The 16,873-nt window shown below is 66.2% G+C and carries 26 protein-coding genes and 1 tRNA gene; 13 read left to right on the top strand and 14 right to left on the bottom strand.

Annotation, left to right across the window (positions count from 1 at the left end; translation table 11 throughout):
* Positions 1–8 precede the first annotated feature (8 nt).
* The 3 genes from NO364_RS02625 to NO364_RS02615 form a co-directional block, all read right to left on the bottom strand.
* Complete coding sequence (locus NO364_RS02625) at positions 9–413, bottom strand: DUF7475 family protein (RefSeq protein ID WP_157688805.1); 405 nt, start codon at positions 411–413, stop codon at positions 9–11.
* A gap of 288 nt (positions 414–701) precedes the next feature.
* Positions 702–1,274: a response regulator gene (locus NO364_RS02620; protein WP_257628458.1), complete on the bottom strand. Its 573-nt coding sequence runs from the start codon at positions 1,272–1,274 to the stop codon at positions 702–704.
* Positions 1,275–1,446: 172 nt separating this feature from the next.
* Complete coding sequence (locus tag NO364_RS02615; protein WP_157688807.1) at positions 1,447–1,611, bottom strand: hypothetical protein; 165 nt, start codon at positions 1,609–1,611, stop codon at positions 1,447–1,449.
* A gap of 200 nt (positions 1,612–1,811) precedes the next feature.
* Here NO364_RS02615 and NO364_RS02610 point away from each other — a divergent pair, with 200 nt between their 5' ends.
* Both NO364_RS02610 and NO364_RS02605 read left to right on the top strand, forming a co-directional pair.
* A complete protein-coding gene (locus tag NO364_RS02610) occupies positions 1,812–2,033 on the top strand; it encodes a DUF5795 family protein (RefSeq protein ID WP_157688808.1) in 222 nt (73 codons plus the stop codon).
* 40 nt (positions 2,034–2,073) lie between these two features.
* A tRNA-Trp gene (locus tag NO364_RS02605) sits at positions 2,074–2,249 on the top strand.
* A gap of 168 nt (positions 2,250–2,417) precedes the next feature.
* Here the strand turns inward: NO364_RS02605 and NO364_RS02600 are convergent.
* Both NO364_RS02600 and NO364_RS02595 read right to left on the bottom strand, forming a co-directional pair.
* Positions 2,418–2,627: a hypothetical protein gene (locus tag NO364_RS02600; RefSeq protein WP_157688809.1), complete on the bottom strand. Its 210-nt coding sequence runs from the start codon at positions 2,625–2,627 to the stop codon at positions 2,418–2,420.
* A 73-nt stretch (positions 2,628–2,700) separates the two neighbouring features.
* Complete coding sequence (locus tag NO364_RS02595) at positions 2,701–3,000, bottom strand: hypothetical protein (RefSeq protein ID WP_157688810.1); 300 nt, start codon at positions 2,998–3,000, stop codon at positions 2,701–2,703.
* A 120-nt stretch (positions 3,001–3,120) separates the two neighbouring features.
* On the opposite strand from NO364_RS02595, the gene NO364_RS02590 reads away from it, so the two are divergent.
* Together NO364_RS02590 and NO364_RS02585 are read left to right on the top strand one after the other, a co-directional pair.
* Positions 3,121–3,381, top strand: coding sequence for an AbrB/MazE/SpoVT family DNA-binding domain-containing protein (locus NO364_RS02590; RefSeq protein WP_257628457.1), 261 nt, complete (start codon positions 3,121–3,123; stop codon positions 3,379–3,381).
* Between the two features lie 2 nt (positions 3,382–3,383).
* Positions 3,384–3,791 (top strand): hypothetical protein, encoded by a 408-nt coding sequence (locus NO364_RS02585; RefSeq protein ID WP_157688813.1) that lies wholly within the window; start codon positions 3,384–3,386, stop codon positions 3,789–3,791.
* A gap of 1 nt (position 3,792) precedes the next feature.
* Here the strand turns inward: NO364_RS02585 and NO364_RS02580 are convergent, their stop codons facing one another.
* The 5 genes from NO364_RS02580 to NO364_RS02560 form a co-directional block, all read right to left on the bottom strand.
* Positions 3,793–3,945: a hypothetical protein gene (locus NO364_RS02580; protein WP_157688814.1), complete on the bottom strand. Its 153-nt coding sequence runs from the start codon at positions 3,943–3,945 to the stop codon at positions 3,793–3,795.
* Positions 3,946–3,990: 45 nt separating this feature from the next.
* Positions 3,991–4,428: a hypothetical protein gene (locus NO364_RS02575; RefSeq protein WP_257628456.1), complete on the bottom strand. Its 438-nt coding sequence runs from the start codon at positions 4,426–4,428 to the stop codon at positions 3,991–3,993.
* Between the two features lie 110 nt (positions 4,429–4,538).
* Complete coding sequence (locus NO364_RS02570) at positions 4,539–4,748, bottom strand: hypothetical protein (protein WP_257628455.1); 210 nt, start codon at positions 4,746–4,748, stop codon at positions 4,539–4,541.
* Positions 4,749–5,476: 728 nt separating this feature from the next.
* The gene (locus NO364_RS02565; RefSeq protein WP_157688817.1) at positions 5,477–5,683 is read right to left on the bottom strand and encodes a hypothetical protein; all 207 of its coding nucleotides are present in this window, start codon (positions 5,681–5,683) and stop codon (positions 5,477–5,479) included.
* 187 nt (positions 5,684–5,870) lie between these two features.
* Positions 5,871–6,314, bottom strand: coding sequence for an Ig-like domain-containing protein (locus tag NO364_RS02560; protein ID WP_257628454.1), 444 nt, complete (start codon positions 6,312–6,314; stop codon positions 5,871–5,873).
* A 96-nt stretch (positions 6,315–6,410) separates the two neighbouring features.
* Here NO364_RS02560 and NO364_RS02555 point away from each other — a divergent pair, with 96 nt between their 5' ends.
* Both NO364_RS02555 and NO364_RS02550 read left to right on the top strand, forming a co-directional pair.
* A complete protein-coding gene (locus NO364_RS02555) occupies positions 6,411–6,653 on the top strand; it encodes a hypothetical protein (RefSeq protein WP_257628453.1) in 243 nt (80 codons plus the stop codon).
* A 109-nt stretch (positions 6,654–6,762) separates the two neighbouring features.
* Complete coding sequence (locus NO364_RS02550; RefSeq protein ID WP_257628452.1) at positions 6,763–7,926, top strand: pyridoxal-phosphate-dependent aminotransferase family protein; 1,164 nt, start codon at positions 6,763–6,765, stop codon at positions 7,924–7,926.
* Position 7,927: 1 nt separating this feature from the next.
* Here NO364_RS02550 and NO364_RS02545 read toward each other — a convergent pair whose 3' ends face one another.
* Complete coding sequence (locus tag NO364_RS02545; protein ID WP_157688821.1) at positions 7,928–8,704, bottom strand: GTP cyclohydrolase IIa; 777 nt, start codon at positions 8,702–8,704, stop codon at positions 7,928–7,930.
* Positions 8,705–8,758: 54 nt separating this feature from the next.
* Positions 8,759–10,345 (bottom strand): LamG-like jellyroll fold domain-containing protein, encoded by a 1,587-nt coding sequence (locus NO364_RS02540; RefSeq protein ID WP_257628451.1) that lies wholly within the window; start codon positions 10,343–10,345, stop codon positions 8,759–8,761.
* Between the two features lie 160 nt (positions 10,346–10,505).
* Between NO364_RS02540 and NO364_RS02535 the strand changes: the two genes are divergently transcribed.
* Both NO364_RS02535 and NO364_RS02530 read left to right on the top strand, forming a co-directional pair.
* Entirely contained in the window at positions 10,506–11,288 is a 783-nt protein-coding gene (locus tag NO364_RS02535) for an HAD-IIA family hydrolase (RefSeq protein ID WP_257628450.1), read from the top strand.
* Positions 11,289–11,427: 139 nt separating this feature from the next.
* A complete protein-coding gene (locus NO364_RS02530; protein ID WP_157688824.1) occupies positions 11,428–11,571 on the top strand; it encodes a hypothetical protein in 144 nt (47 codons plus the stop codon).
* Positions 11,572–11,618: 47 nt separating this feature from the next.
* Here the strand turns inward: NO364_RS02530 and NO364_RS02525 are convergent, their stop codons facing one another.
* Both NO364_RS02525 and NO364_RS02520 read right to left on the bottom strand, forming a co-directional pair.
* Positions 11,619–12,017 (bottom strand): OsmC family protein, encoded by a 399-nt coding sequence (locus tag NO364_RS02525; RefSeq protein WP_257628449.1) that lies wholly within the window; start codon positions 12,015–12,017, stop codon positions 11,619–11,621.
* A 61-nt stretch (positions 12,018–12,078) separates the two neighbouring features.
* On the bottom strand, positions 12,079–12,813 hold the full coding sequence (locus NO364_RS02520; RefSeq protein WP_257628448.1) for a metal-dependent hydrolase: 735 nt from the start codon (positions 12,811–12,813) through the stop codon (positions 12,079–12,081).
* 89 nt (positions 12,814–12,902) lie between these two features.
* Between NO364_RS02520 and NO364_RS02515 the strand changes: the two genes are divergently transcribed.
* The 5 genes from NO364_RS02515 to NO364_RS02495 all read left to right on the top strand — a co-directional run bounded on the left by NO364_RS02515 (position 12,903) and on the right by NO364_RS02495 (position 16,852).
* Complete coding sequence (locus NO364_RS02515; protein ID WP_157688827.1) at positions 12,903–13,634, top strand: fumarylacetoacetate hydrolase family protein; 732 nt, start codon at positions 12,903–12,905, stop codon at positions 13,632–13,634.
* A gap of 61 nt (positions 13,635–13,695) precedes the next feature.
* Entirely contained in the window at positions 13,696–14,247 is a 552-nt protein-coding gene (locus NO364_RS02510; RefSeq protein WP_157688828.1) for a gluconate 2-dehydrogenase subunit 3 family protein, read from the top strand.
* Positions 14,240–15,835 carry a GMC family oxidoreductase gene (locus NO364_RS02505; protein WP_157688829.1) on the top strand — a complete coding sequence of 532 codons (1,596 nt, stop codon included), beginning with the start codon at positions 14,240–14,242 and terminating at the stop codon, positions 15,833–15,835. The genes NO364_RS02510 and NO364_RS02505 overlap by 8 nt, the downstream gene beginning before the upstream one ends.
* Before the next feature lie 91 nt (positions 15,836–15,926).
* Positions 15,927–16,436 (top strand): phage tail protein, encoded by a 510-nt coding sequence (locus NO364_RS02500; RefSeq protein ID WP_257628447.1) that lies wholly within the window; start codon positions 15,927–15,929, stop codon positions 16,434–16,436.
* The gene (locus NO364_RS02495; protein WP_257628446.1) at positions 16,433–16,852 is read left to right on the top strand and encodes a phage tail protein; all 420 of its coding nucleotides are present in this window, start codon (positions 16,433–16,435) and stop codon (positions 16,850–16,852) included. Before NO364_RS02500 ends, NO364_RS02495 begins: the two co-directional genes overlap by 4 nt.
* Positions 16,853–16,873 lie beyond the last annotated feature (21 nt).

The following is a 16,873-nucleotide window of genomic DNA, read 5'->3' as shown; positions in this document are numbered from 1 at the left end:
GGCCGGGGTCACCCCGTGCTCGTATAGAGGTAGCCGGTGACGATGGCCAACACCGCTTCGGCACCCTTGGCGATGACCGCCATCGGGTTCAAACTACCTCCCTGGTAGAACGCGTCGACGCCGAACCCTTGGAAGACGAACAGGGCGACGACCGTCGCGAGGGCATAGAGTGCGGCGACGAGGTACAGTTCCCGACGCCAGTAGCGGGTTAGGTAGATCGCGATCCCACCCAGAAAGCCCAAGCCGTTGAGGGCAAAGAGGATGGCCAGCGTCCGACTGAATCCGATCACCTGCGGCGCCAGGAAGAGGTGGATCACGCCCGTCACGACGGCCAACACGATGGCGACGTAGCCGAGCGGGCTCTTCGAGAGGTCGACCAACGACTCGCCAGCCGTGGTGTTGCTCACGCTCATCGCACACCCTCCGTGTCGTTCGAGTCGAGAGTTCGTCCATGCACTGTACGCGCCGACTCGACCGGCCGCGGGTCGGTCGGCGGCGTCGACGGGGACGTGCGGACACCGAATTCGGCTCGTATCATACACTCGGCTGTCAACGTCGCGAAACAAAGTTCGATTGGTACGATCATCGAAAGGAGGACGGCGTGGTCGTCCCAGGCGGGCGATTTGCGAGACCGCGGATCGGCGACGACGGGCAGGGCGTCCGTCTCGTGGGTGCGGCGTGGGGAGACGGGCGGGATCGGACTACAGATCCACCCGGTCGAAGTCGTAAAACACCGCCTCGAAGTCGTTCTCGGTCATCCCGGATTCCAGCTCCGCGATCCGGTCCCGTGTTTGCTCGAAGTCGTCCTTGAGCCGGGCGTACTCCTCGCTCTCGGCCAGTTCGTCCTCGGTCTTGTGGGATTCGAGGGCCGACAGTTTCGACGCGAGGGCAAAGAGCGTCGAGAGGGTACGGTCGTACTCGTTGCGTTCGAGGAGCCCACGGACGAGTCGGCGCACGTCCTCCCGAAAGAGGGGTTTGACCACGTAGTCGTCGAACCCCATCTCGAGGACGTCGAAGTCGGGCTCGACGGCAGTCACCATCGCGACCCTGACCGAGAGGTCCTGGTCGCGAATCCGTTCGAGCACTTCGTCGCCCGAGAGCCCGGGCATCAGTCGATCCAGCAACACCACGTCGACGTCCTCGTCGGCCCGTTCGAGGGCCTCCTCCCCACTTGTCGCCACGCGCACCTCGTAGTCCTCCGAGAGCCACTCGGCGAACAGTTCGGCCAACTCGATTTCGTCTTCGACGACGAGGACGCAGGGTGGTGAGCTCATGTGATGGCCGAATCGAACCGGCTACCCACCCATAACGACGGCTCCCTCAAAGTTATTTCTCCCGCCCAGCGTGCTCACGCGTCGCCGACGGGGTCGGGGTACTGTAACTGTGTCCCCCTGGTTCGCCAGGACAGTCCGTCGAGCCACCGGTAATGACTCACCGCGAACAGTATCAGGAGTCCGCGGACCGCGAGCGCCGCTCGACGGTGAGCGTTCCACAGACCGGGCAGAGACAGAGGTCTTCCTCGAACGTCGTTTCGCACCTGGAGCAGACGTACGTCGACCCCGACTCCGGCCCCAGATCGAGCATCCCGTCGTAGTTGTACGGTGCTGTCACAGCCACCCCACCTCGCCGCCGTGTTGACCGAGTGTTACCCCGTGCATATCGGTGGTGTACGTATCCATCCATACCACTCCATAGTACCAAAAGCTACCGGTCGTCGACGCGGGGGGTCGCCGCCGGGTCGGCGGCGACTGTCCCCGCCCGCCGACTGCCGGTACACAGGGCTTACCCGTCTCCACGCCCACCGTCGACGTATGTCAAACCGCGTAGTCCAGGGCCGCATGGTGACCCCCGAGCGACTGGCCGAACTGATCGAGGGCGAACGACCGATGGAAGCCGACGGCATCGAGGACGCCGACAGGGCGTGTCCGGAGTGCGGGGGCGACGTCCTCGCCGTCTCGTATATGCCCACGGTTACCGAACTCATCACGGGCTACAAGTGTCAGGACTGCGACTGGTCCGACGCCGACCGATAACCGAAATCCCTTTACGGTCCTTCGGGTAACGAAGTAGCGAGGGGTTGTGGCCAAGCCCGGCATGGCGACTGACTCCAGAGGCCACGCCCGGTGACGACACTCCAGCTGATATACCGAGCGCGCGACTGATCATCGCCGCGCGACGACGACCCTCTGGAGTACCGAGGCGCAACCGGAGATATCAGTCGATCGGGGGTTCAAATCCCTCCAACCCCATTCCTATCTTGAAGGTCTTGTACTTCGAGACCGCGAGGATCGGCAGGTACATCGGGGTCTCGCTCTGTTCGGGCGTGAACTCGGCCGTGAGCTTCTGCCCCGGCGCGAGTGTGGCGCTCACCGTCTCGTTGAACGGGGCGTCGTCGGGATCGGGACAGGGGACCAGCATCACTCGCCCCCCGTCCGATCGTCGACCTGCTCGTCGGTCCCCGCGGGCGAGATCTCGAACTGAAGCTTCGTCGAGACGGCGAGCAGGTCGCCGTTGCTGTCTCGGAGCTTGGCGTAGATCGGGACGCCCTGCTCGGAGCCCTTGGCCACGCGGTTGAGCAGGCGCAAGAAGGTGCCCCGGTACGGTGTGATCTTGGCGATGGGCGTCATCACCCCGGGGGGGTGTTGGTCTCGGTCTCGACGACGTCGCTGGTTTCTCCCTCCACGACGAAGATCTCGACCATCAGTTACCGCCCCCGTCACCGACGGAGGTGACGCGCTGTTTCAGGTCGAGCCGTTCGGCGAGCTTGTCGACGGTGTAGAGACCACCGCCCATTCGGGCTATGTTCGTCCCCTCGGGGAGGTAGCCGGCGCCGAGTACGATAGCCACACCGTACACCTCGTCGGGGAGATCCCACGGCGAGTGCGGTTCGATCAGGTTCCGTACGACCGTGCCCGCGAGGAACGACCCGAACAGGATGCCGATGTCGGTCCACATGTCCGAGTCCGCGAGCGTGTCGAAGCTGTCTGCAAGTTCTCCCATGCGACGCTCCGACCAAATGGACGTTCGCTTGTAATCGACCGCGCAAGACTCTCTTAGAACGGAATAGGTTCTATGAGGATTCACCTAACAGCTAAGGTATTACGACGAGTATTACCGAGTATGAGCAAGTCGACGCGCGTCACCGAGAAGGGACAGACGACGATCCCGAAAGAACTGCGCGAGAAGTACGACCTCGAACCGGGCGACGAGGTCGTCTGGATGGATACGGAGGAGGGTATCGTCGTCAAGAAGCGCACGCGCACGTCGGGACGCGGGATGCTCCTGCCTGACGACACCTCCGAAGAAGAACGCGAAGCCGTTGCGGAGGAACTCGAACAGCGCGTCCGCGAGCGCCGTGACCGCAACTACGAGGAAGCCTAATCGTGGCGACGTACACGGCCGACGCGGTCGCGTTGTTGGTGTATCTCGTCGATTCGCTTCCGCCCAGAGCGGATCGGATATTCGCCGAAGCGGAAGCCGGAGAGACGGTGATTCAAGCGCCGAGCACGGCCCTCGCAGAAGTTCTCTACGCCGTCTCTCGGGACGGGGATGTCCGCGGGGTCACACTCACCGGAACGCCGGAGGAAACGCGGCAGGCGTTAGTCGGTGAAGGGCCGATTTCTATCGCGCCCGTCAACGACGCCGAACTCCTCGAGTACGCCGCAATGGTCGACGAGTTCAGTATTCACGACGGCATGATCGTCGCCAGCGACCGAGCCCAGGAAACGGACGCGATCATCACCTCGGACGGGGTCATACAGGAATCCGAAGTCGAGACGGTCTGGGACTGACTCAGGTCGGCCCGTCCCACTTCTTGATGAGTTCGAACACCCCCTCCGGGTTCGTCGGCCGAACGCCGTACTCGTCTTCGAGTTGATCCCGTATCTCCCTGAATCGGGCGGCCTTCGATCCGTACAGCGTGATCGGTTCTTTGGGTTCGGTCATGAGTCGAAGGGATGGCGGAGTTTCTGGTCACTCCCGCCGTAGTGTTTAGCCGTCATCTCGATGCTCGCCGAGTCCAGCCGTTCCATCTCGCCCTCGTCGGTCGATAGGTCCACTCGCTCGACCGGACCACGCCGTCAACCTCGGTCTTCTGCAGGGGACGGGACCGTCCTCGGGGTGATGGAGTTCGGCGGGGAGGTTCGGCACTTGGTCGGCCTCGGGGTTGTGCACCTCTACAGGGTACTCGGCGTCGAGCTTCCCACGATCACGGTCGCTCCCGAAACCGCCGAGCAGGTTCGCGTTGTTTCGGGAGATGACTGCCTCGTCGATCTCTTGGAGTCGTTGGGTGATCCGGATGGACGGGACCTTGCCGCGGCCGGTCGTCGCGAGGAGTTTGATGGCTTCGGGAAGCTTGACGTCTTGAGGAGCGACCAGGTAGGCCCCGTCGACGTCGGCGGCCTCGGCGAGTCGGGAGACCGCGGCCATCTGCCGGGCCTCGATGTTCGCGATGACGTCGGCGAAGGCCTGGGCGACGGGGGGTCTCCGAGGGCGTCACCTGTCCCATCGCCTCGCGCATCATCCGCTCTTTTGCCCGGTCAAGCGTCCCCGCCCACCTCCGAGAGGGCCTGCGCCGGCAGGTCGGTCTTCGAGAGCACGACCGTGCCGGCGAGGATGAGCGTCCCTATCAGAAGCTCCTTCTCGGGGGGCATGTCGGCCCGCCCGCGTTTCTCCATGACTTCCTCGAACGCCTCGTCGAGGTGGAGGTCGCGGGCCATCCGCTCGCCGAGCGGTTCGGCGCCGTCCAAACGTACGCACGGCTCTCTTCCTGACGTGTCCACTGCTAACTATAGTAGCGATTGAAAGTCATCACACAGCCGATCCCAGTACTGCGTACGGTCGGCTGTGCAAACAGTTTCAATCGCTACTATAGTGGATCCCAGAGTTGCTAAGCGGGAGTGAGTGATTTTTACCGGTCCTGATCGTCTGTGGAGTACGTATAGGTCCCATCGAAGGACATGCCAGAGCAATTAGGGAAATCGTCGGCTTCTGGGCAGCCCTCACAGTCGTCAGTCGCTGTCCAGGCCTTGTACCCGACGTAGGGGATGAGGAAGCCGAAAAACAAACACAGGGTGAGGACCCGCTCACTCGGCCTGAAAACGAAGGGAAGAGTGACAAACGCCAAACCGACGGCTAATGTAGCCTTTGTCAATATTCTCTGCCAGCTCGTTCGCCGCCCGGGGATGATTTTGAGTAAAACCTTTGGTGAAATGAGCAGAAATCCGATCATATACAACGAGAGTGTCGTTGTATTCGCTATTTGTTCGCTGAATACAGTCAAACGCAATACGATTAGAGCGAATAAGGAGACAAAGCCAACGGGATACACAATGAAGCAGCCCATACAGAGCTTCTGTCCGTATAATTCGACCACATGATGGGAATAATACTCGCAGGTAGGATGATGCGCTAGCAGCAGCGGGTCCTCTTTTCCGACCTTTCTAACCAGTTTCTTTAGCGGGTTTTCCATTATCCATTATTTGTACTGATCTAGATCTTCCTGACAATTAGGGCACGTCGATGCCTGCATGTCGGCCGTCTCCCTGCACTCCGGGCAGATCACTCTCTCTTCCCTGTTTGAATAGTAATTATAAATTCCGTACGGTAGACAACAAAAGGCCGCGACAAAGAACGTAAATCCCATTTCTCCTGTGAACTCTTTTGTGGTTTCAAGTTCACTCATGGCTACATGTTAATTAGATCATATTTATAAATATTACTATTTTTGCACTTTACGTCCCCTGATCGTCTACGTTATCACCGGACTACCGAGAGGAGTGGAACAGATATCTCTTCCAGAGGAGGAGTTCACAACCCCCCCAACCTCGGATCAGTCTCGAATGGAATAGCGACGACGAACCGCCGGTCGATCACTCCTCCATCAGGATCCGAATCCGCTCGCCGATTTCGACGATCAGGTTCGCCCCCGTCCGGCGGTCGTACTCCTCGACGTCGAAGGGGCGAACGGACTCGCTCCCGTCGGGGAGCGCCACGGTCAGTTCGTACGCACCCGTCCGATCGATGCCGGGGTCGACGGTCCGTCGCGCGCCCGCGCCGACGGCGACGGTCCCGCGGTACACGCGGTCGCCGTCGCTCGTGACAGTCAGCGTGACGTCGAGGGTGGCGTCACGGCCGTTGGTGACGACGATGGCGATCCGGTCGGAATCGGGGGTGGACGAGGTACGGTCGCCCTCGGGCGTCGCCGTCGATCCATCGGGGGTAGTCGAGGCGTCGCCGCCACCGTCGGGCGCGGTCAGACAGCCGGTAGGGAGCAGAGCGGCGTGGAGGGCAGCGAGGAACGCGCGGCGGTCCATAGGGAGGCGCTGGCGCGGCGTCGCCAAAGTTCCTGTGGGAGGTCGCGTCGGACGCGTGGCCCCGCCGCTTTTCACGCGGGCCGTCGACGCGGACGTATGTCCGCACCACCGGACGGGGAGTCGTTTCCGGACCCGACGGACGGCGGCGAGTCGGCCTGGCCGTTCGACTGGTACCATCACGCGCTCGCTCTCGCCTACAGCGTCAGCGCCGCCGTCTCCGCGGAGACCATGCCGCCCGTGCGACTGGCGCTTTACTTCCTCGCCTCGCTGATCGGCGCCTACGTCGTCGTGGCGGTTCTGACGCTCGGCTGGCGGTTCGCGTGGGCGCGGTGGGGATGACACCTGCCACCACGTGAAACGTCTGCATGTAGCAATCGTCGAATCGAACTTCGACGATGTATTGCCACGAACACCCAGGTTTTTATTCCGCTCGCCCTTCGGGTCCGGTATGAAGAGCCCACCTGACACGAGCGAATTCGACACGCCGTCACGGATCTTGATGGGTCCCGGCCCGAGCATGATCGCCCCACGTGTCCTGCGCGCGATGTCGACGCAGGCGCTCGGGTACATGGACCCGGCCTTCCTGGAGATCATGGACGACATCCAGGAGCTGCTGCGGTACACGTTCCAGACGGACAACGAGTGGACGCTGGCCACGAGCGGGACGGGCACGGCCGCGATGGAGACGGCCATCGGCAACCTCGTCGAGCCGGGCGATACGATGCTGGTCCCCACGAACGGGTACTTCGGCGACCGCATGGGGAAACTCGCTCGCCGTGCGGGCGGCGACGTGGTGACCGTCGACGCCCCCTGGGGCGAGCCGCTCCAGCCGGCGGACGTGGCCGACGCTTTCGACGAACACCAGCCCGACGTCTTCGGGTTCATCCACGCCGAGACCAGCACGGGTGTTCGCCAGCCCAACGTCCCGGAGCTGACCGACATCGCCCACGACCACGACGCGCTCGTGCTCGCGGACTGTGTCACGTCCCTCTCGGGCGTCGAACTCCACCTCGACGAGTGGGGCATCGACGCCGCCTACGGCAGCCCCCAGAAATGTCTCTCCTGTACCCCCGGGGCGACGCCGCTGACGATGAACGACCGCGCCCGCGAGAAGGTGTTGAACCGGGAGACCGACACCGGCTCCTGGTATCTCGACCTCGACCTCGTCATGGAGTACTGGGGCGACGAGCGTAACTACCACCACACCGCCCCGACCACGAACTTCTACGGGCTCCGCGAGGCGCTTCGCCTCGTGGCCGAGGAGGGCCTGGAGAACCGCTGGGAGCGCCACCGCGAGGTCGCGGGCGAACTCCGGGAGGGGCTCCAGCAACTCGGCCTCGAACCCGCGGCCGAGAAGGAGTACTGGCTGCCCAGCCTGAACACCATCGAGGTGCCGGACGGCGTCGACGACACCGCCGTCATCGAGTTCCTGATGGAGGAGTACGACATCGAGATCGCGAGCGGTCTCGGTGCCCTCGAAGGCGACGTCTGGCGGATCGGGTGCATGGGCTACTCCGCGCGTCGACAGAACGTCGCCTGCCTGCTGACGGCGATGGAAGAGGCGCTCGAAGCCCAGAACTTCGACGTGGGCGAAGCCGTCATCGAGGCGTAACCTACTCGCCGTCGCCGTCCGCCGTCACGTCGCCGCGCTCGACCGCGGTCCCACGGTGGCGACACTCCTCCAGGGCGTGTTTCGCCGCCATCCCCGCCTCGTGAGCGGAGGCGCCACGGCCGACACCGACCTTGAGGTCGACGCCGACGGCCTCCTCGACGTGGTCGATGGCGTTCCGGTAGTCGTCGGACGTCATCTCGGGCGTGACGGCGATGATGTTGTCGCCGCCGACGAAAAAGGAGAGTCCACCGTGTTCCTCGCGGAGGTAGCGCATCAGCGTCGCGTACCCCTGTTCGATCTGGATGAAGGAGTCGAACTCGTTGAGTCGGTCGGTGTACTTCTCGGTCGCGTCGTTCACGTCGAAGTGGGCGATGGATACGTCGTCGCTCCCGTCGTCGATCGGTTCGCCGACGAGGACCTCGCGCCGGTCGCCGTCCTGTGCGCTTCCGGCACCCTGGAGGCCCTCGGTCGCCCGCTCCAGCGCGACTGCCGGGTTCGGGTCGACGCCGACGCCGAGGCTGAGAGTGACCGGATAGCGGTTCCCCATCGACTCCTGAAGGAGTTCGTGGTCGGCCGCGTCCAAGCCGTTCGTCACCGCGACCATGTTGTCGAATCGGGTGAAGAAGGCGTATCCGCCCCGGTAGCCGACGAACTGCGCGATGTCGGCGAAGAGGCGCGACTGGAGCGTCTGGAGGTCCATCTCGCGGCGCGGTTCCGGCGTCACCGTCCACGGCCCGTAGTTGTCGATCTGAACGAGTGTCAGCTGCGTGTTCGTCACGGTACCGGAAGGTAGGGCGGCGTCCAAATGGCTCTTTGGTTCCGTGAGGGGGGGTCAGGCCGAATCGTAGATGGACTGCACCTCGCTCGCCGAGAGGGCCCGGGAGTAGATGCGGACGTCATCGACATCGCCCACGAACTGCCCGAACCCATCGCCGCGAGATCCGATCCCGAGATCACCCGTCGTCGAGTTGACCGCCCCAGTCCCATCGTCGGTGACGATTAGTGACCCGTCGACGTAGACTCGAACCTCGTCGTCATCGGTATCCTGTACGAGTACAGCGTGATGCCACTCGCCGAGCGTGAGGGGGCCCGCACCGGTGTCGTTGACGGCCCAGTCGCCGGTACCGTTATCGATGGCCCACCATAGCGAATTGTCGGACGAAGTTCGTCCTCCGGCCGAATCGAAGACGATTTCGTATCCCTGCCGGATTCCGAACACGACCTGATCCCTCCGACCGTCTTCTGTCGATCGGAACCACGCCGACGCGGTAAAGTCCGCGAGGTCGGTGAGCGATCCGTCATGGGTGACTGTAACGGCGTCTCCGTCATCGAACGACGCCGCCCGTCCGACCTGCCCGCTCGTGTACGACACGTCGCCGCTGTTCGACCCGTCGTACCCGTTCCCGCTCAGGTCGTCGGCGCTGTTCTCGAACGGGTAGTACGCGACGAGGTCGGTTTCGCCCGCGTTGTGGCGGCACTGCTCGGTGTAGAAGCCCAGTTCGAAGGTCGCGGAGTCGGACTGCACCTGATTGCCGTGGTCGATCGGCAGCCACCAGACGACGCTCACTTGGTGAACCGCCGATCCGTCGTCGAGGCTGCCGGCGAAACAGCCTTGCTCGCCGGTCCCGCCGCCGACCTCGGCGTCGATATCCCCGTCCAGCGCGATGCCGTCGCCGTCGAGGGTCGCCAAGAACTCGCGGAGAGTGTACTGTTCGACGGGCTGGAAGCCCGCGTCGGTGTCCTCGAAGCCCGACGGGTCGCCGTTGATCGGGCCGACGCTATAGGTCACCTGAATCGCGTCGAGGAGTTCGACGACGCCGCTCTCCTCGTCGGGGTCGTCGGCCTCCGGTTCGGTGACGCCGTTCTCGTTCGCCGAGTCCAGCCCACCGGTGAGCCAGACGTATCCGGGGTTGTCACACAGCTCGAACGCGAACTGCGCGCCCCCGAAGTCACCGGGCTTCACGTCCGAGATGTCGATGATCACCGGGCCGTCGGCGTCGCTCTCGGTGCCACAGAGGCCGTCGGTCGCCGCCGACACGCCGCCGTTGACACGGTTGTACGGGTCGCCGTCCCCGTCGGTCGAGATGGCGTCGAAGAAGTTCGCGTAGTTGTCGCCGTCGACGTCGATCGCGATGTCCCGGGCGTCGGCTTGGTCCCCACCCGGTGGGAGGCGAATGTCCGTCGCTGCCTCGTCGGACGCCATCCCGGCGTACTCCGCCTCGTCGGGGGACCAGTCCGAGTAGTGCTCGGTCGCCGCCACCTTCATGTCCAGCGTTCCCGCGGTGAGCTGGTTGTTCTCGAACGTCTCCTGATCGCTGAAGTACGCGCTCGTTCCCAAACCGGCGCCCGCCGACGCGACGCCGATACTTCCGATGGCCGCGAGGGCCCGCCGTCTCGTGAGTTCGAAGTTACCGTCCATGATTGCTCTCCCGGATCGGGACGATCGGTCGTCCCTTCTGGTTACGCCAGTCCACTAGGGGTATCCCATTAGCTAATGACGCCTTGTGACACCTAACGGATCGTTAACGGCGTTCAGGCCGAGCGCGAAGTTCAACTGCCTCGGGTTCCAACCCCGCGTGATGACCTATCGTGGCGTCGTCCTCGACGTGGACGGGACCGTGGTGCGCGGCGACGAGCCGATCCCCGGCGCGGCGGAGGGCCTCGACCGACTGGCCGCCGCGGGCTGTCGGCGGCTGTTCGTCTCGAACAATCCGACGAAGCGGCCGCCGGCGTACGCCGAACGCCTGGGTCGGGCGGGGTTCGACGTCGACGCCGACGAGATCGTCACTGCCGGGACGGTCACGACCACCTACCTCACCGACCGCCACGCCGACGACGCGCTCTTCGTCGTCGGCGAACCGGCGCTCGTCGAGCAGTTGACCGACGCAGGACTGACCGTCGTCGACGAGGCCTCCCGCGCCGAGACCGTCGTCCTCTCGATCGATCGGTCGTTCGACTACGACCGCCTCTGTGCCGCGCTCCGGGCCTGCGAGGACGACGACGTGCCACTCGTCGGCACCGATCCGGACATGCTGATCCCCGCGGCCGGCGGCGACCTCCCCGGGTCGGGTGCCATCATCAACGCCGTCGCCGGCGTCGTCGGCCGCGAACCGGACGTGGTCCTCGGCAAGCCCTCCGAGCCGGCGCTTCGCATCGTCCGCGACAGCCTCGGAGTGTCGCCCTCGTCGTGTCTGGTCGTCGGCGACCGCCTCGACACCGACATCGCCCTCGGCGAGCGTGCGGGCATGACCACGGCGCTCGTCCGCACCGGCGTCAGCGACGACGACGACATCGCCGAGAGCGACGTCTCGCCGGATTACGTCCTCGACTCGCTGGCCGACGTCGACCGGATCCTCGGCTGATGCGGACCCGGAAGCGACGATTCGACGCCCGCCGGGCGACGGAGCCGTCGTCGACCCGCGGTCTCGGCGGGCGCCGAAACGGGCGATTCGCGCCGTGTCTGACGCAGCTTTATTTGCGTGTGGCACGTTACCACGACATATGCCACCGAACGACAGCCCGTACGTCTTCCGGGAGCGGCCGGACGACGATGACGACGATACCGAACGCCCGCCGGCGACGAACGATCGGGAGGTCGTGATCGTCGACGGGCGCGCGATGAGCTACCGCTGGTACCGCCGCTGACGGAACTCCTCCGCGTCACCACACCGTACGGCCAGCGGCGGCGCCGTTCAGAAGGCGTCGCCGTACACTTCGATATCGGCTTGGAGGCCCTCTCGGAGCGCCGCGTGGACGTGACAGATGTCCTCCGCGCGGGCGACGATCTCGTCGAACTCCTCGTCGGAGAGGTCGGCGGCGACGTGGACCGCAAATTCGATGGACGCGAGGTCGTCCTCGTCGTCCAGTTCGGCGTCCGCGTCGATCTGGATCTTGCCTAGGTCGTCGTGATCCCGCTGCTGGCTGCCCACGCGGAACGCGGGCAGGAAACAGGAGGCGTACGTCGCCACGAGCGCCGCGTTCGGGTTCGGCCCCTCCTCGTCGGTCGCGTCGACGGTGAACTCGAAGTCGCCGACTTGGTTGACGCAGGCGAAGCCCTCCTCGCTGACGGTGATGGTCTCGATATCGCTCATGCCACCGCCCGAAAGGCGCCGCCGCGTCTAAATACTATCCCTCCCCGGATCCGGGCGGGGCTCACCCGTCGCCGTACGGCCGTTCGAACGTGTGACTCTCGTCGCCGTCGAGGACGTGGACGTCGGCGTCGGAGCCGGTCGCCGCGACCTCGCGCTCGAACCGGCTCACGTCGATCTCGATCGGCGGGAAGGTGTCGTAATGCATCGGGAAGACGTGGTCCACGTCGAGCCAGTCGGCGGCGATGGCGCCCTGTGACGGGCCCATCGTGAAGTGATCGCCCACCGGCAGGGCCGCGGCGTCGGGTTCGAGGAACGGCCCGATCACGTCGCGCATCTCGGTCATCAGGCCGGTGTCGCCCGCGTGGTAGAACGCGAAGGCGTCCTCGTCGGTCTCCTGGGTCGGCTCGGTGTCGCCGACGACGTACCCGGCTGGGGTGCCGGCGCTGTACTCGTAGTCGGTCATCATCCCGTTGGTGTGATCCGCGCGGTGCATCGTCACGTAGGCGTCGCCACACTCGACGGTGCCGCCGAGGTTCATCCCGATCGTGTCCCCGGCGCCGTGTTCGTCGGCGACCCAGCCGGTCAGCTCCGGCGTTCCGACGACCGTCGCGTCCGGGAACGCGCCCACGTCGGCGACGTGGTCGGCGTGGCCGTGGGTCAACAGGACGTAGTCGGGTGCCGGGACGTCGGCCGGATCGAGCGACGTGTGCGGGTTGTCGAAGAAGGGGTCGATCAACAGCGACGTGTCGTCGACCGTGACGTACCACGTGGAGTGGCCGTGCCAAGTGAGTTCCATTGCGTCGGGGAGTTGTCGGGAAGCGACCGTCAATCTTACCCACCGATCGAACGGGGAAGGCTTATTCCGTCGGCCGGCGAGCGCCCTCCATGCGACAGGTCAGATTCCGCGACCCCGCAGGGATGGTCCGCACCGGCGAGTGGCACGGCGACGCGGTCAGCTTCGCCGACGAAACCTACGCCCTCGACGAGGTCGACGTCCTCCCGCCCTGCGAACCGTCGAAGATCGTCTGTATCGGACTCAACTACGCCGATCACGCCGAGGAGACGGGGATGGAGATCCCGGACCGACCGATGCTCTTCCTGAAGCCCCCGAACACCGTGGCCGCCCACGGCGATACGATCACCCTGCCCGCGGGCAAAGAGCAGGTGGACTGGGAGGCCGAACTCGGCGTCGTCATCGGCGAGCAGTGCCGGAACGTCGACGCCGCCGACGCCGAGTCGGTGATCGCGGGGTACACCGTCGTCTGTGATATCTCCAACCGCGACGACCAGCGCCAGGAGCAAAACTGGGTGCGCGGCAAGGCCTTCGACGGCGGCGCCCCGCTCGGCCCCGTGGTGGCCGACCCCGAACACCTGCCAGAGGAAGCCGAGGTGAAACTCCGTGTCAACGGCGAGACGAAACAGGACTCCGACATCTCACAGCTCATCTTCACGGTGCCGGAGCTGATCGAGGAGATCTCGACGTACATGACCCTCGAACCGGGCGACGTTATCTCGACGGGGACCCCCTCGGGCGTCGGCGGCCTCGCCGACGGCGACGAGGTGGAAGTCGAGGTCGAGGGCGTCGAAACCCTCTCGTTTACCGTTCGACGGGACTGAGCCACAGTCCGCGAGAGTGGAAGGCAAGCCATAAATTTAGGCCTGCCTAATTCCCGTCCCGATGGACCTGACCAGGCGGGACGCGGTCGCGGCGCTGGCGGCGACCGGCGGAGCGGTCGCCGTCGGACGCACGCTCCTCGACGACGATCAGTCCGCGGATGCGACGGCCGCCGACGCCGACGTCCCCGAGGACGCCCTCGCGACGCTCGTCGCCGTCGCGGAGGTGGTGTATCCCGACGCCGCGACGGGCGTCGACGACTTCGTCGAGACGTACGTATCCGGCCGGGTGGCCGACGACGACGAACGACGGGCCGGCGTGGTGGACGCGGCCGCGGAACTGGACGCCACGGCCCGCGACTGGTTCGACACGCCCCTGACGGAACTCGACCCCGGGACCCTCGACGGCATGCTCAGGGACCTCCGGGTCGACGCGAGCGATCCGGACCCGAACGGCGGGATCCCCGGCCGGGTTCGCTTCTACGTCGTCAACGAACTGCTCTATGCCTTCTACGCGTCGCCCACCGGCGGTCGACTGGTCGGCATCGAGAACCCGATCGGTCACCCCGGCGGAACCGAGAGCTACCGCCGGGCCGGGATGGAGGACCATGGCTGACGCGGCGGCCGATCGAACGCCAGCGCCGCGCGCGGACGCCTGCGTCGTCGGCGCCGGCCCCGCGGGCGCCATCGTCGCCGCCCGCCTCGCGGAGGCGGGCCACGACGTCGTCGTCCTCGACGCCGGACCGCGGTTCGACCTCGCGGACCGCGAGGAGCAACTCGACGCCCACCTGCGACCCGGCGTCGAGGGGCTCTGGGGCATGGGCGGGGAGCGCGACGCCTACGCCACCGAGGGGCCGCGGGACTACCCGCTGAACGCTGCGCGGGTGAAAGGCGTCGGCGGGTCGACGCTCCACTGGCAGGGGATGGTGATGCGCCTGCACGAACGCGACTTCGCGATGCGGTCCCGACACGGCGTCGGGGCCGACTGGCCCCTCGACTACGCCGACCTGCGCCCGCACTACGCCGAGGCCGAACGCGAACTCGGCGTGGCCGGCGCCGACGACAACCCCTTCGCCCCGCCCCGCGAGGAGCCGTTCCCCCTCCCCGCGTTCCCGCCCTCCCACAGCGACGCCATCTTCGCCGAGGCCTGTGAGTCGCTCGGCCTCCCCACCCACTCGGTGCCGAACGCCCGCAACTCCGAACCCTACGACGGCGCGTCGGCGTGTGTCGGCTACGGCACCTGCAAGCCGGTCTGTCCCTCGGGCGCGAAATACACCGCCGAGCGCCACGTCGCCCGCGCGGAGGCGGCCGGCGCCCGGGTGATCGACCGCGCGCCGGTTCAGCGACTCGTCCACGACGACGCCGGGGAGCGTGTCGAGGCCGCCGTCTACGCCACCCCGGACGGGACCGAACACCGACAGGACGCCCGGGCGGTCGTCCTCGCCTGCGGCGGCGTCGAGAACGTCCGCCTCCTCCTGCTCTCGGCCTCCGAGTCCTACCCCGACGGCCTCGCCAACTCCTCGGGTCTCGTCGGGCGGTACTTCATGGACCACTGCTTCGCCGGCGCCGGCGGCCGGATCGACCGCGAAACTCGGCAGAACCACGTGGGGTTCAACACCACCGAGTGTCACGCCCTCTACGACGGTACGGACCCCCTCCCGGGCGTCAAACTGGAGTTCCTCAACTACGCCGGCCCCTCGCCCGTGACCCAGGCGCTCGACGCCGACGACTGGGGCGACGCCCTCCTCGAATCGCTGCGGGAATCCTACGGCACCCACCTCGCGGTCGGCGGCCTCGTCGAGCAGTTCCCCGACGCCGAGAACCGGATCACGCTCGACCGCTCGACGACCGACGACCACGGCAACCCGGTCCCCGAGGTCCGGTGGTCGATCGGCCAGCGGACCCGCGCGGCCATCGAGCGGGCGAACGAGGTGCAGGTGGCCATCCTGGAGGAACTCGACGCCGAAATCGACTGGGTGGTCGGTCCCGACGCGACCGGCCCCGCCTTCCACCACATGGGGACGACGCGGATGGGCACCGACCCCGCCGAGAGCGTCGTCGCGCCCGACTGCCGGACCCACGACCTCGACAACCTCTGGATCGCCGGCAGCAGCGTCTTCCCCACCGGCGGCGCGATGAACCCGACGCTCACCATCGCGGCGCTCTCCTGTCGGCTCGCCGACCGCCTCGACGGGTGGCTCTGAGGCCTCGCGGAAAGCTTCAATAGCAGTGAACGTGTGGGTGGCTGTCGTATGTCTACCGATACCAACACTCACGGGAGCGCACGGAGGGCCGATGCCTGACCGACACGGGCCGTTTCGCTCGTTCCGGTTTCTCGTCGAGATCGACGGGATCGCCAAAGCGGGGTTCAACGTCTGTCGCCTCCCGTCGGCGTCGACGGGCGTCGTCGAGTACCGCGAGGGAAACGATCCGCCGACGGCTCGGAAACTCGCCGGGCTGAACGAGTTCCGGCCGTTGGTCCTGGAGTCGGGGGTCACCGAGGACTCCGTCGCGCTCGCCGAATGGCGGCGCCTCGTCGAGGACGGGAAGGTGGAGACGGCGCGTCGCTCCGTCGCGGTCGTCCTCCTCGACCGCGAGGGGGCCCCGGGCGCACGGTGGGAGTTCGGCCGCGCGTGGCCGTCCCGGTACGAGGCGCCGACCCTCGACGCCGAGCGGTCGGCGGTCGCCGTCGAGGCGCTCGAAGTCGTGTTCGAGGCGTACGAACGGGTCGACGGCGGCGGGGAGGAGACGGACGGCGGCCGGCGCCGGGGCAGGGGGAACGCGACCCGCCCGACGGAGCGATGAGCGACCGCCCCGTCGACCCCTACACGCGCCACCGCTTCGACGTGGCGATCGACGGCCTGGAACCGATGGGGTTCAGCGAGATCCGGGGGTTGTCGGTGCGCGTCGCGACCGGGGACGGGGACGCCGACCCGCACGACGCCGCGTCTCCACACCTCTCGCTCCGGCGCGGGGTCACCGACGACCGACGGCTGTGGACCTGGCTCCGCGACTGGATCGAGGGAGCGATCGAGCCGCGGGACGTCAGTGTGTATCTCCTCGACGCTTCGGGAACCCGCGGACGGGGGTGGCGCTGTCTCGGCGCCACACCGGTTCGGTGGCGGGGCCCCGAGTTGGTGGCCGAGGGTCCGGCCGTCGCGACGGAGACGCTGGAAGTGGTCCACGACGGCGTCGAGGCGATCGAGGGGGGCGATCGCTGACCCGTTCGCGCGACCCATTGG

The organism is Haloplanus salinarum (assembly GCF_024498175.1).
GTDB classification, from domain to species: Archaea; Halobacteriota; Halobacteria; order Halobacteriales; family Haloferacaceae; genus Haloplanus; species Haloplanus salinarum.
This window is presented reverse-complemented; position numbering and strand designations above follow the sequence as displayed.